Consider the following 13030-nt stretch of genomic DNA (forward strand, 5'->3'; position numbering starts at 1 on the left):
TCCCGGCGCTAGCACCCTGCCGGGACTCGCCCCACCTCACCCGCCCAGGAAGGAACCACCGTGGCTGAATTTACTTGCACCGTCTACCAAAACGAATTCCTTCCCGAGCACGGCACCGATGTCCACGCCATCGTCACCGTCAACTGCGCCAACGCAGGAGCAGCCGGACAAACCGGCAGCGGCGATGCCGGCGAAGTCATTGTCGTTGACACCTCCGGCTCCATGGAAGAAACCGGCGTGGCCGCCGCACGCATCGCCGCAGCAGCTGCCATCGACCAAATCCTCGACGGCGTCTGGTTCGCCATCGTCGCAGGCAACCACCAAGCCCGCCTGTGCTACCCCGACGGCCACAGCGCTGCCATGGTGCAAATGACCCCCACCACCCGCGCCGCAGCCAAACAATCACTCACCCGTCTCTACGCCGACGGCGGCACCGCCATGGGAACCTGGCTCCTAGCCGCCGCGCAGCTGTTCGATACTGTGCCAGCCCTGACCCAACGCCACGTGCTTCTACTCACCGACGGCGAAAACCAGCACGAAACCCCCGAACAACTCACCCATGCCATCGACCTAGTACGCGGACGTTTCCAAGTCGATGCCCGAGGACTCGGCGCAGCCTGGGTCGTTGACGAACTACGACGTATAGCCAGCGCACTCATGGGCACCGTCGATCTCATTCCCCACCACGACGACATGGCAACCGAATTCGAACAGCTCATGCGCACCTCCATGAACCGCGGAGTCGCCGACGCCCGTCTACGCCTCTGGGCCCCGCAAGGAGCAGAAGTCCTGTTCGTACGCCAAGTCGCCCCAACCCTAGAAGAACTGACCAACCGACGCGAAAGCATCAACCCTCTCACCGGCGAATACCCCATCGGTGCCTGGGGAGATGAAAACCGCGACTACCACGTCGCCATCCGTCTGCCTGCCAAAGCCATCGGTGCCGAACAACTCGCCGCCCGCGTCCAGATCGCCATCGGTGGCGCCATCGCCGCCCAAGGGCTGGTCAAAGCTCGCTGGTCTGCCGACAACACCCTCACCACTCACATCAACCCCGAAGTCGCTCACTACACCGGCCAAACCGAGATGGCCACCGCCATTCAGCAAGGCTTGGCAGCCAAATCCATCGGAGATGACCACACTGCAGCCACCCGCCTAGGCCGCGCAGTGCAGCTCGCCGAACAGTCCGGCGACGCCGCAGCAGCCGAACGCCTTTCCCGCGTGGTCGATATCGACGATGCGGCTACCGGCCGAGTGCGTCTCAAACGCAGCATCAACAAGCTCGACGAAATGGCACTAGACACCGCCTCCACCCGCACCGTCAGGGTCAGAAAATGACCTCCTGCCCAGCTGGCCATCAGTCAGTCTCCACCGACTACTGCGACACTTGCGGCTGCCCTATGCGAGTCGTGCATCAATCAGCAACAGCTGCTGCGCCACCTACTGCCCCCACCACGTGCAGCGCACCGCAGGCCGTCACATGTCCCCATTGCAAAACCAGCAACCATGCCGCCGATTTCTTCTGCAAACACTGCGGCTACGACTTCACTACAGGCTCATTACCAACTACGCTGCCCCAGGCAGAAAACACACCAGCAGCACCCTCGCCTGTTTCTGTTGCACAACCACCGGGGGCTTGCGAGGCCGCATCAGAACCAACACTTCCCTCGCCAACAGCGCCGCAACCACCATCAGCACCTGGACAGCTCACGCCCCAGTCTCCCTGGCCATCACCGCCTGACCCCGAACCCACCACGCATGCCCGCCGCCCAGCCTTCCGCCCCCCGAACACCCAACCTGCACCACGCCGCAGCGACTGGGTTGCCGAGGTTTGGGTTGACCCGGCCTGGTTTGCTCTGCAAGAAGGCGAAGGAGTAGCCCCATCCCCGGGTCCGCCAACAATCGTCCCGCTGCGCAACACCACCGCGATGATCGGACGCACCTCCGCCTCACGTGGAATCCACCCAGAGATTGACTGCGGCGTCGACACAGCCGTCAGTCGCTCTCACGCCAGACTCACCACTGACGGCAGACGATGGTGGCTTGAAGACCTCGACTCAGCCAACGGTACTTTCGTTGGCGACGCCACCAGTACCCCCCCGCAAAGCCCCATCCCCACGGGCCAGAAAATCGAGATCGATGCTGACGATCGTGTGTGGCTGGGAGCGTGGACCCGGATTGTCGTGCGCCCTGCTACGTCCACGGAGTGAGATCTGTCCTGAGGATCAGAACGCTTCACGATACCCACAACCCCTCATAAATATGCGCTGCAACTGTCAAGTGACGCGTTTCACATTCTGTGTTTTTGGAGACAACAGACCCTCGCGTGCCCTATGGACATTCACCCCGCCAGCGCTACCCCACCCTCTAAAACGCTCTCTTAAATGCTTGTAGGACAGGCGTTTTAGACGTTGGTTTCAATGTGGTAACAACCCAACGAGCTGAATGCTGTCCATACGTAGATTCACCTGCGTATCAACACAAACCCCATATGTGTCATGACACTTGTCCAGTACACCCCAATGAGGCTCACCCACGTCAGGCGATTGCCGAACAATACGCAAGAACACGCGTCAAGCGCCGCCGAACTCCGGCCCGCGCGATGTCGCCGTTCAGGCACCCGAAGAGAAAGAGCCGGCATGGACGTACTCGACCTCGCGAGATGGCAGTTCGCGATCACCACCGTCTACCACTTCCTATTCGTACCGATCACGATCGGCATGTCCGGAATCGTGGCCGCGTTCCACACTGCCTGGGTACGCACGCACAACCCCCAGTGGTACAAACTCACCAAGTTCTTCGGGAAACTCTTCCTGATCAACTTCGGCCTGGGCCTAGTCACTGGCATCGTGCAGGAATTCCAATTCGGCATGAACTGGTCGGACTACTCCCGATTCGTCGGTGACATCTTTGGTGCGCCCCTTGCATTCGAGGCACTCCTGACCTTCTTCCTCGAATCCACCTTCATCGGGCTATGGATCTTCGGCTGGGGCCGCATCCCCGAAAAGATCCACGCCCTATCCATGTGGCTCGTCCACATCGGCACAATGATGTCCGCATTCTTCATCCTCGCCGCCAACTCGTTCATGCAGCACCCCGTCGGCTACCGCTTCAACCCCGAAACACACCGGGCTGAACTCACCGACTTCCTGGCAGTCCTCCTCAACAAAGTCCAACTCGTCACCTTTCCCCACGTCATCTTCGCCGCCTACATGACCGGCGGAGCCGTCGTCATGGGCGTATGCATCTACCACCTGCACCGCCACACAGTCGAAGCCAACAGCAACCGCGACACAGGCCTCTACCGCCGCGCAGCCCGCATCGGCGCCGTCATCACCCTCGTAGCCTCCCTGGGCGTCATGATCACCGGCGACCTGCAAGGCAAAGTTATGACCGACGTCCAGCCCATGAAAATGGCCGCGGCCGAAGCCCTCTACGAAACCGAATCCCATGCCCCCTTCTCCGTGTTCAGCACCGGCGACCTGTCCGGCATGAACGCCACACACTGGATCCAGGTCCCCGGACTGCTGTCTTACCTCGGCAAAGGCGACTTCAACGCCCAAATCCAAGGCATCCACAACCTCCAAGCAGAGATGGAGAACAAGTACAGCGGCAACAAAATCACCACACCGCCCAACGGCAGCTACTCGCCCTACGTCCCCGTCACCTACTGGACCTTCCGCCTCATGATGGGGCTGGGCTTCGTCGGCACCTCCTTCTCCCTCGTCGTGCTCTGGGCAACCCGAAACAAAGCCAAGCCGAACACCTTCGCGCACAGCCTGTGGGTCTGGGCCGCAGTTCTGATGCCCCTATCTCCCCTATTCGCTAACTCCTTCGGCTGGCTCTTCACCGAAATCGGCCGCCAACCATGGGCCGTCTACGGACTCATGACCACCGGGTCAGCCGTATCCCCCAGCGTCACCACCACATCCGTTCTCATCTCGATGACCGTCTTCACACTCCTCTATGGAGCCCTCGCGGTCATTGAGGTCAAGCTGTTCCTCAAATACACAAAACTCGGCGCCGAAGCAGCCGGAGAACCCGCCGCCATCACCGACCGCAACGACGACGACCAGCTCGTCTTCGCCTACTAAAAGGCACGGAGAAAGCGCCATGGAACTCTCGACACTCTGGTTCATCCTCATCGCCGTCCTATGGATCGGCTACTTCGTCCTCGAAGGCTTCGACTTCGGCGTCGGCATGCTCCTTCCCTTCCTCAGCAAAGGCGAAGACGAAGCCGACACCGAACGCCGCAAACGCGTCCTCCTGACCACCATCGGCCCCCACTGGGACGGCAATGAGGTATGGCTCCTCACCGCCGGAGGCGCCACCTTCGCCGCATTCCCCCACTGGTACGCCACCCTGTTCAGCGGCTTCTACCTTGCCCTGTTGCTCATCCTCGTAGCCCTGATCATCCGTAACCTCGGCTTCGAATACCGCGGCAAAGGCTCCACCGACACCTGGCGCCGCAACTGGGATCTAGGCATCACCATCGGTTCCTTCGTCCCGGCATTCCTGTGGGGGGTCGCCTTCGCCAACATCGTCAACGGCACCCCCATCGACGAAAACATGGAGTACACAGGCAACCTATTCACCCTGCTCAACCCACTAGGAATCATCGGCGGCCTCACCACCCTGGCCCTGTTCCTCACCCACGGAGCGATCTTCGTCTCCCTCAAAACCGACGGACAGATCCGCCACGATGCCCGCGCACTAGCAACCAAAACCGGCATCGCCACCGCAGTCCTAGCAGTCATTTTCCTGTCCTGGACCAACCTCAACACCGGCAACGCCGCCTCCTGGGCTCTGACCGTGGTCGCCGCACTCGCCCTTGTCGCCGCACTCGCCTGCAACTTCAAAGGTCGCGAAGGCTGGGCATTCATCGGCACCACCATCACCACCCTCACGGCCGTTGCCAGCCTGTTCGTCGCGCTGTTCCCCGACGTGATGCCCTCAACCCTCAACCCAGAGTGGTCCATCACAGCTGCCAAAGCCGCCAGCTCCCACTACACCCTGGTCATCATGACCGGAGCAGCGGTACTCTTCGTGCCCATTGTCTTGGCCTACCAAGCCTGGACATACTGGGTGTTCCGTAAGCGCATCACCACCGCGCACATACCCGAACACGCAGCAACCTACTGAGCACCATCTAGCCCTGAGGCCCGCTCCACCTGTCCTACACAGGCGAAGCGGGCCTCAGACACATCAACCAACCGCCGATTCCACACATACTCCCCCCCCAACACCCCAGTCCACCACCACGCCGGAGAAGGAACTGCGGATGCGCCCCCTCGACCCACGCCTGCTACGACTGGCACCCGCCGTCCGTGGCCCCATCCTCGGCCTCATCCTCCTCGGCCTCATCAACGGCCTCGCCGCCATCGCCCAAGCGCTCACCGTCGCCGGGCTCATCCTCGCCGTCGTCCGCGACCACAACAGCTGGAGCGATATCGGCACCGCCTCACTATGGGTAGCCCTAGCCTTCGCCACCCGTGGCCTAGCCACCGGCGCCACCGAACTACTCGCAGCACACGCCGGATCCACCGCCTCCACCCATCTACGCGACCGTCTCCTGACCACACTGCTCGCTCAACCCGCCGACGACCGGCCCGATCCAGCCACCGCGCTCCTACACTCCACCAATGGCGTCACCGCTATCGAACCCTACGTAGCGCGTTACCTACCCGCACTGGTCAACGCCACAATCCTGCCCGCAGCCACCATCGCTGCCATGCTCTGGCTCGACTGGCAAACCGCCCTCATACCGATCCTCACCCTCCCCCTCCTGCCCCTTTTCGCCGCCCTCATCGGCGCCGCCACCGCCGAAGCCACCAACGCACGCCTGACCACTCTCTCCCGCCTCTCAGGACACTTCCTCGACGTCATGCGAGGGCTGCCCACCCTGGTCACCTACGGCCGCGCCCACCGCCAAGCCGACGTCATCTCAACCGTCAGCCACAACAATCGCCGCGCCACCATCGCGACCCTCAAAATTGCCTTCCTCTCCTCCGCCGCCCTTGAACTACTTGCCACCCTCTCCGTGGCCATCGTCGCCGTCTGGACCGGCATCGCCCTGGCCGACGGACGCATGGAGCTAGCCGTCGCTCTTCCACTCATCCAACTCGCCCCTGAGGCTTACTGGCCCATCCGCCGCGTCGGAACCGAATTCCACAACGCCGCTGATGGCGCCAAAGCCCTCGAGACCATCGCTCACCTCATCGACAACACCACCGACACTCCCACCACCAACACCCCCACCGCTGCCCACACCGACACCCTCACCTACCGGTACGCTCCACACCTACGCCCCGCTGTCAGCAACATTTCCGCCACTTTCCCCACCGGCCTGACCGTCATCACCGGCCCCAGCGGCGCAGGAAAAACCACCCTGCTCGAACTGCTCGCAGGACTGCGCCGTCCCACCAGCGGCACCGTAACCGCCCCACCAGCGCATCTAGTCACCCAACGCCCTTTCCTCATCAACGCAAGCCTGCGCGACAACCTGCTTCTTGGCACCCCACCGATCACCAGCGACAATGACCTACACACAGCTCTACACACTGTCGGACTCGCAGACCTACTCAGCTCACTCCCCTGCGGCCTGGACACCACTATCGGTGATGACGGCTTCGGGCTGTCCGCCGGACAACGCGCCCGAATTGCCCTAGCCCGAGCTCTGCTATCCACCGCGCCGCTAATCCTGCTTGACGAACCCACCGCCCATCTCGACGCGACCGCCGAAAAACACGCCCACGACGCCATCCTCAGCCTCGCCGCAGATCGCATCGTTATCGCTGTCACTCACCGTGATGGGCTCGTAAACCTGGCCCAGCACACTCTCGACATCACCCCGGCCACCACGGAGAAAACACCATGAACCGCCGTATTGTCCCCGGTATCACCGGAGCAGCATTCACTGGTGGTCTCGCCCTCAGCAGCGGGCTCGCGCTGTCTGCCGCTTCTGGGTGGCTCATCGTGGCTGCGTCTTTTAAGCCTCCCATCCTCACTCTCCTGGCCGTCATCGTGCTTGTGCGTGCATTCGGTATCGCCCGTCCGCTCTTGCGATACGTCGAACGCATCCGTAGTCATGACGCCGCTTTGGCTCAGCTTGCCGAAGAACGCACCCGCGCGTATCGAGCTCTCATACCACTGACCCCCGCGCGCCTAGGACGACGTGGCCGAGGCGACATCCTCGCCAGCATCGTTGAGGATCTTGATGACGTCGTGATGGCGCAGATCCGCGTCGTGGTGCCCATTGTGTCGTTACTCGTCACTGGAGCTGTCGCTGCGCTGGTGGGCGCTGTGTTTCTTTTTTCCGCTGCTGCTGTGGTCGTGGGAACTGTGGTTGCGTGTGCCCTCGTCGGCTTCCTGGATCACCTCATCGAAAAACGCACCCAAGGTTCTGTTGTCGCAGCTCGCGCCCGCGTCTATGAGCTAGCTACCACCATCACCACCCACGCCGATCAGCTCACCGCCATCGGCGGTACCGGCGCGATGCTCGCCCGCTTACGGCAAGCCGAAGACCGCCTCACATTCGCACTGCAGGCCCAGGCAGCTGGTCGTGCAGTGGGGGCTTGTTTTGCCCCCGTCATCACGGTCGCTGGGGCTATCGCTATGGCGCAAGTGGTTACGCCTTACATCGATCGGGGCCTGCCTACACCTGTAGCGGCGCTGTTGGTATTGATCCCTATCGCTTTGGGTGAAGCGGTGGGGGCCATTCCCGATGCGATGGGTGCTCTTGCCCGAGCACAAGCCGCCCGAGCTCGCCTCGGGGTGATTTTGAACCAAACCCCGGCTGTTGCCGCAGAAGAAACTGCGTTGGCAGCTGAGAAGGCAGGAATCAGCCACGAGGAACCTGCGGCGCCTGTACGTGATGTGGCAGGTATTTCGTTGGCAGTCCGTGATCTCACCGCGAGTTGGGATGGCAAGCGCACGGCATTGCCTGCGCTGACGACTTCTATTTCTCCGGGTACTTTTCTTGCTATCACCGGTCCAAATGGCTCTGGTAAATCTACTTTTTTAGCGGTTCTGGCTCGTCATTTGGATCCTTCGTCTGGTGTGTATTTGCAAGACGGTGCGGATGTTCTTGGGCTGCCTTTAACGACAACGCGTGCGGCTATCGCTGTTGTTGACGATGAGACCCATATTTTGGCTAGCACTTTGCGTGAGAACCTTCGTTTCACGTGCCCGGGTGCTGATGATGTGGTGCTTGTTGATGCGTTGCGTCGGGCTGGGCTTGGTGGGTGGTTTGAGGGGCTTCCTGAGGGACTTGATACGCGTCTTGGCGCTGGTGGTCAGGGTGTTTCTGGTGGGGAGCGTACTCGTTTAGGTATTGCTCGCGCGTTGGCTTCAGGGCGTGCGTTGTTGCTGCTTGATGAGCCGACGGCTCATCTCGATCATCCGACTGCGGTGGCTGTTCTTGCTGATGTTCGTGCTGCTCAGAAAGATCAGACCGTGGTTCTTGTTTCGCATAGGAGTGAGGGTGTTGCTGAGGCTGATGCACAGTTGGAGTTGGGGTCGGTGCCGGTGCAGGGTTCTGGGGTGTAGCTCCGGGGGTTAGGGGGTGAGGTCGTTGTGGAGGTCGCCACGGACGGGATAGAGGCGGTTTTCGTTGGGTAGGGGGGTTCCTGGACAAACAATGTCGGCCTCGGGGAGTTTGCCGGTGGTGAGATAGGTGTTGATGAGGGGTGTGGCGCAGGGGTTGCCTTGTAGGTAGGTCCCGTGGCTTCCTTCGTCTTCGATGCCGATCATGCGGGTGGCTGGTTCGGCGCGGTGGGCGGCGAGGGCTCCTTCGAGGGGGGTGGCTGGGTCGAGTTCGGCTTGGATCATGAGTAGGGGTGGTAGGGGTGTGTTTGGGGTGGGGTTGGGGGTGGTTGGCCAGTAGGCGCAGGGGTTAGTGAGCCATTCCCAGCCGATGAGGGGGTAGGCGCGGCCGAGGGTCTGTCCTTCGTGTGCGTAGGAGTTTTCGTTGTCGTGGTGGGGTGTGTCGTTGCATTGGATGGCGTTGTAGAGGGTGTCTTCGGGGGTGGCTGGTCGTTGGGTGGGGTGTGGGGGTGGGCTAGGGATGGGGGTGGGGGGTGTTTTTTGTGTGTGTTGTTTGAGTTTGGTGAGTTGTTGGGCGAGGTTGAGGAAGCCTTCGTTGGAGTAGAGGTTGGTGATGGTTTGTTGGTCGAAGGCGCGGGCGGTGGTGTTGGGGATGTGTCCGTTGGCAATGGCTGTGCGGATGGTTGTGTAGGTGGTTTTAGTGGCGTGGGGGGTGTTGCCGAGGTGGTAGGTGGTGTGGTGGCGGGCGAGCCAGGGGAGGAATTGTTGTTCGAGGCGGCGTTGGAAGCCGTGGGGTTGTTGGGCGAAGCTGTTGCGCCAGGTGGTGGTGAATTGGGTGTTGCCATCGAGGATGAATCGGCCGGTGGTGAGGGGGTGTAGGCGTGCGTAGGTGGCGCCGAGCCAGGTTCCGGCGGAGATGCCGTAGAAGTCGATGGTGGGTGTGTTGAGGATGCGTCGGGTGAGGTCGATGTCGTGTGCGGTGGCGGTGGTGGATAGGTGTGGGAGGAGGTGGCCCTGTTGTTGGTTGCAGAGGTGGACGGTGGTGCGGACGGCTTTTTGCATGTCGGTGATTTGGGTGGGTGTTGCGTTGCGTAGTTCGGTGTAGCCGTCGTCGATGGTGGGGCAGTGGATGGGGGTGCTGTTGTCGCTGCCGCGGGGGTCGATGGCGATGATGTCGTGGGTGGTGAGGAGGTTGGGGTGTTTTGCGGCTAGGGCTGGGGCGAGCCATGCGGCGGGTGCGCCGGGGCCTCCGGGGTTGACGATGAGGGTGCGTTTGGGGGGTGTGGGGTGGTTGAGCAGTTCGGTGGGAGTGCGGGTGTGGTTAGGGGGTGGTGGGGGTTGGGTGCTGCGGACGCGGGTGAGGTGGATGGTGATGGGGCCTTTGGCGAGGTTGGTGTGGTCGAGGGGGGCGTGAATGTTGGCGCATTCGATGTGGAGGTTGTTGGTGGTGGGTTGGGTGGTGGTGGGTGTGCAGTTGTTGGGGTTCCAGTTGGGTTGTTGGGTGGTGTAGTGGTTCCAGGTGGTGGGGTGGGCGGTGGTGGGTGTGTAGTGGTTTGGGGGTGAGTTGGGTGCGAGGATGGGGGTGGTGAGTGTGGTGGCGATGAGTGCGGCGGTGAGTGTGGTGTGGTTTTTGGGCGGGGTGGGCATGTCACCTCCTTGGGGTGTGCGTTGTTGTTTTGGGTTGTGTACGGCTCGTAGCTTTGTATATACCCACTGTTTTTTTGGGGGGGGTTTGGTTGCTGACGTTTTGGTTGTTGGCTGTTGTTGGTAGTTGCGTTGTGTTGTTGGGTTTGTCGTTGTGTGTTGGGAGGTCCTGATGGCTGTTTCGTCTGAGGGTGAGAAGGCTCGTTCGCAGCGTGGTGTGTCGTTGGGTTCGGTTTCAGATGTTTCGGGGGCAAGTAAGGGTGTGTCGGCTTCGTCTTCGGTGTCTGAGGGTGGTGTTGAGGCTTCGGGTTGGGCTGCCCCTGGTGCTGTGGAGGTGTCGGGTTCTGCTCCTGGTGGGGAGGGTGATGTGGTGGTTGAGCCTAGTGGAGCTGAGGGTCGGGGGGTCTCTGATGGGGCGACGTTGTGGCATTTGAGTGGTGCACCGTTGCCTTCTGGTGGTGATGGGTGGGGTGTGAATGCGTCGTCGGGGTGGTTGCGTCCGCGGGCTGATCCGTTTGTGTATGGGAAGGGTGTTGGTGGTCAGCGTTCTGGTGTGTCGGTTCCGGTTGAGGAGTCGGTGCCGGCGGGTGATGAGGCTGGTGTGTGGGCGTTGGCAGATTTGTCTTTTCAGGTGCGTTCGACGCGTGCTTTGGCGCCGGTGGTGTATGTGGCGGCGTTGGTGGTGTTGGTGAGTGTTTTTGTAGTGAGTGTGTATGTGTCTGCGATGGATGCTGCGGCTTCGGGGAGTGGTCTTTTGGGTACGGGTGTGACGGTTGTGGTGGGGTTGGCGATGGTGGTTTTAGGTGGGGCGTTGATGAGGTTGGTGTTGGAGTTTTTCTGCAATGTGGCTGACGTCGCGGCGTGGGTAGCTTCGAGAAAGGAGCGGTAGTGGGGGTGTGACGGTGATTGGCATCGGTTGGGGGTGCGTGTACATGGCAGGATGTGCGTATGCAGTCGTTGGCCTCGATCACCCCGCCCATTGCTCTTGGAGCTCTTGACGGTCGTTACCGTCCTGCCGTTGCGCCTTTGGTTGACTACCTGTCGGAGGCGGCATTGAACCGCACGCGGGTGCAGGTTGAGGTGGAGTGGTTTATTCATTTACTTGCTGATCGTATTGTTCCGGGTACTCGTGAGTTGAGTGCGGGAGAACGTGATGGTTTGCGCGCTCTGGTTGATGAGTTCTCCGCGGTGGATATTGCGGAGTTGGGTGAGATTGAGCGTGAGACTGTTCATGATGTGAAGGCGGTGGAGTATTTCATTAAGCGTCGGCTTCCGGAGATTTTGGAAGGTGGCGCTGATGAGGCGGCCCGGTTGGGTGAGCTTGTGCATTTCTGTTGCACGAGTGAAGACATCAATAACTTGTGTTATGCGTTGATGGTTCGTGGTGCCATGTCGAATGTGTGGTTGCCGAAGGCTAATGAGTTGGTGGACTTGTTGGCTTCTCTTGCTGATGGGTTGTCGGATCAGCCGTTGTTGGCGCATACGCATGGTCAGCCGGCTACGCCGACGACGATGGGTAAGGAGATCGCGGTTACTGCGCATCGTCTTCGTCGTCAGTTGCGTCGTATTGAGGCGACGGAGTATTTGGGTAAGTTGAATGGCGCTACGGGTACGTATGGGGCGCATGTGACTGCGGTGCCGGGGGCTGATTGGCCGAAGGTTTCGCGTTCGTTTGTTGAGGGTGTTTTGGGGTTGACCTGGAATCCGTTGACGACGCAGATCGAGTCGCATGATTGGCAGTCTGAGCTGTATGACGATGTGGCGCGTTTTAACACGATTCTGCATGCGGCGTGTGTGGATGTGTGGACGTACATTTCGAAGGGGTATTTCGCGCAGGTGCGTGGTCAGGGGACGGTGGGTTCTTCGACGATGCCTCATAAGGTGAATCCGATTCGTTTTGAGAATGCTGAGGCGAATCTTGAGGTGTCGAATTCTCTTCTTAATGTGTTGAGTTCAACGTTGATTGAGTCGCGTTTGCAGCGGGATCTGACGGATTCGTCGATGCAGCGCAATATTGGTTCTGCGTTGGGGCACAGTGTTTTGGCTTTGGATAATGTGCTTCGCGGTTTGAATGGTTTGGATGCGGTTCCGGAAGCGATGTTGGCTGATCTTGACGCTAACTGGGAGGTTCTGGCTGAGCCGATTCAGACGGTGATGCGGGCGTTGGCTGCTGCGGGTACTGCGGGTATGGAGAATCCGTATGAGCGGTTGAAGGAGTTGACGCGTGGGCATCGGGTGGGTGCGCAGGAGATCGCGGTTTTTGTGAAGGGGTTGGGGTTGCCTGCTGAGGCGGAGACGCAGTTGTTGGAGTTGACTCCGGAGAAGTATGTGGGGTTGGCGCCGCAGCTGGTTAGTGACTATTTGTCCTGAGCGGCATAGGTTTTGGTGAGTGGGGTAGGTCTCGCTCGTAGATTGCTTGAGGCGGGCTTTGCGTTGTGCGGGCCCGCTTCTGGCGTATATGCAGGCTCCTAGACTGATACCCCCTTGGGGTATACGGTGTCGTTGTAGTCGACCTGTGAATGGAGTTTTGATGAACAGCACTGACATCACGATTTCGGGTATGACGTGTGGCCATTGCACGTCGGCAGTGACGAGTGAGTTGCTGGAGGTGGAGAACATCAGCGGGGTGGATATTGTTTTGGTTGCTGGTGGTGATTCGTCGGTGAAGATCACGCATGAGGGCCCTCTTGATGAGAGTGCAGTGCGCGCGGCGGTGGCTGAGGCCGGGGATTATTCGGTGTCGTTCTGACGTGCTGCTCTCCACGCGGGCGCCGCGGCAGGGCATGGGTGTCTCTGGCCGTGTGTGTTCTGTAAACGCAACCCCTGAACAGTGAGAAAGGAA

Annotated in this window: 10 protein-coding genes; 9 read left to right on the forward strand and 1 reads right to left on the reverse strand. The window is 60.6% G+C overall.

Annotated elements, in window-relative coordinates; translation table 11 throughout:
• Positions 1-60: 60 nt before the first annotated feature.
• From DXZ77_RS08925 to cydC, 6 genes are all read left to right on the forward strand, one after another.
• Positions 61-1338: a VWA domain-containing protein gene (locus DXZ77_RS08925; protein ID WP_115031513.1), complete on the forward strand. Its 1278-nt coding sequence runs from the start codon at positions 61-63 to the stop codon at positions 1336-1338.
• A gap of 590 nt (positions 1339-1928) precedes the next feature.
• Positions 1929-2210, forward strand: coding sequence for an FHA domain-containing protein (locus DXZ77_RS12475; RefSeq protein ID WP_258553240.1), 282 nt, complete (start codon positions 1929-1931; stop codon positions 2208-2210).
• A 429-nt stretch (positions 2211-2639) separates the two neighbouring features.
• On the forward strand, positions 2640-4094 hold the full coding sequence (locus DXZ77_RS08935) for a cytochrome ubiquinol oxidase subunit I (RefSeq protein WP_115031517.1): 1455 nt from the start codon (positions 2640-2642) through the stop codon (positions 4092-4094).
• 19 nt (positions 4095-4113) lie between these two features.
• Entirely contained in the window at positions 4114-5142 is a 1029-nt protein-coding gene (gene cydB / locus DXZ77_RS08940; RefSeq protein ID WP_115031519.1) for a cytochrome d ubiquinol oxidase subunit II, read from the forward strand.
• Positions 5143-5281: 139 nt separating this feature from the next.
• Positions 5282-6877, forward strand: coding sequence for a thiol reductant ABC exporter subunit CydD (cydD, locus tag DXZ77_RS08945; RefSeq protein WP_115031521.1), 1596 nt, complete (start codon positions 5282-5284; stop codon positions 6875-6877).
• Positions 6874-8547 carry a thiol reductant ABC exporter subunit CydC gene (gene cydC, locus DXZ77_RS08950; protein ID WP_115031523.1) on the forward strand — a complete coding sequence of 558 codons (1674 nt, stop codon included), beginning with the start codon at positions 6874-6876 and terminating at the stop codon, positions 8545-8547. Before cydD ends, cydC begins: the two co-directional genes overlap by 4 nt.
• 9 nt (positions 8548-8556) lie before the next feature.
• Here cydC and DXZ77_RS08955 read toward each other — a convergent pair whose 3' ends face one another.
• Complete coding sequence (locus DXZ77_RS08955) at positions 8557-10191, reverse strand: alpha/beta fold hydrolase (RefSeq protein WP_115031525.1); 1635 nt, start codon at positions 10189-10191, stop codon at positions 8557-8559.
• A 169-nt stretch (positions 10192-10360) separates the two neighbouring features.
• On the opposite strand from DXZ77_RS08955, the gene DXZ77_RS08960 reads away from it, so the two are divergent.
• The 3 genes from DXZ77_RS08960 to DXZ77_RS08970 all read left to right on the forward strand — a co-directional run bounded on the left by DXZ77_RS08960 (position 10361) and on the right by DXZ77_RS08970 (position 12937).
• Positions 10361-11077 carry a DUF4282 domain-containing protein gene (locus tag DXZ77_RS08960; RefSeq protein WP_115031527.1) on the forward strand — a complete coding sequence of 239 codons (717 nt, stop codon included), beginning with the start codon at positions 10361-10363 and terminating at the stop codon, positions 11075-11077.
• 59 nt (positions 11078-11136) lie between these two features.
• On the forward strand, positions 11137-12558 hold the full coding sequence (gene purB, locus DXZ77_RS08965; protein ID WP_115031529.1) for an adenylosuccinate lyase: 1422 nt from the start codon (positions 11137-11139) through the stop codon (positions 12556-12558).
• A 160-nt stretch (positions 12559-12718) separates the two neighbouring features.
• Positions 12719-12937, forward strand: a complete 219-nt coding sequence (locus DXZ77_RS08970; protein WP_115031531.1) for a heavy-metal-associated domain-containing protein — start codon at positions 12719-12721, stop codon at positions 12935-12937.
• Positions 12938-13030: the final 93 nt, after the last annotated feature.

Source organism: Dermatophilus congolensis (genome assembly GCF_900447215.1).
Classification (GTDB): domain Bacteria; phylum Actinomycetota; class Actinomycetes; order Actinomycetales; family Dermatophilaceae; genus Dermatophilus; species Dermatophilus congolensis_A.

What these genes read in the sequence shown, in the direction of transcription:
- DXZ77_RS12475 (WP_258553240.1), top strand. Translation starts at nt 1,929, where the DNA reads ATGATCGGACGCACCTCCGCCTCACGTGGAATCCACCCAGAGATTGAC.
- DXZ77_RS08935 (WP_115031517.1), top strand. Translation starts at nt 2,640, where the DNA reads ATGGACGTACTCGACCTCGCGAGATGGCAGTTCGCGATCACCACCGTC.
- cydB (WP_115031519.1), top strand. Translation starts at nt 4,114, where the DNA reads ATGGAACTCTCGACACTCTGGTTCATCCTCATCGCCGTCCTATGGATC.
- cydD (WP_115031521.1), top strand. Translation starts at nt 5,282, where the DNA reads ATGCGCCCCCTCGACCCACGCCTGCTACGACTGGCACCCGCCGTCCGT.
- cydC (WP_115031523.1), top strand. Translation starts at nt 6,874, where the DNA reads ATGAACCGCCGTATTGTCCCCGGTATCACCGGAGCAGCATTCACTGGT.
- DXZ77_RS08955 (WP_115031525.1), bottom strand. Translation starts at nt 10,191, where the DNA reads ATGCCCACCCCGCCCAAAAACCACACCACACTCACCGCCGCACTCATC.
- DXZ77_RS08960 (WP_115031527.1), top strand. Translation starts at nt 10,361, where the DNA reads ATGGCTGTTTCGTCTGAGGGTGAGAAGGCTCGTTCGCAGCGTGGTGTG.
- purB (WP_115031529.1), top strand. Translation starts at nt 11,137, where the DNA reads ATGCAGTCGTTGGCCTCGATCACCCCGCCCATTGCTCTTGGAGCTCTT.
- DXZ77_RS08970 (WP_115031531.1), top strand. Translation starts at nt 12,719, where the DNA reads ATGAACAGCACTGACATCACGATTTCGGGTATGACGTGTGGCCATTGC.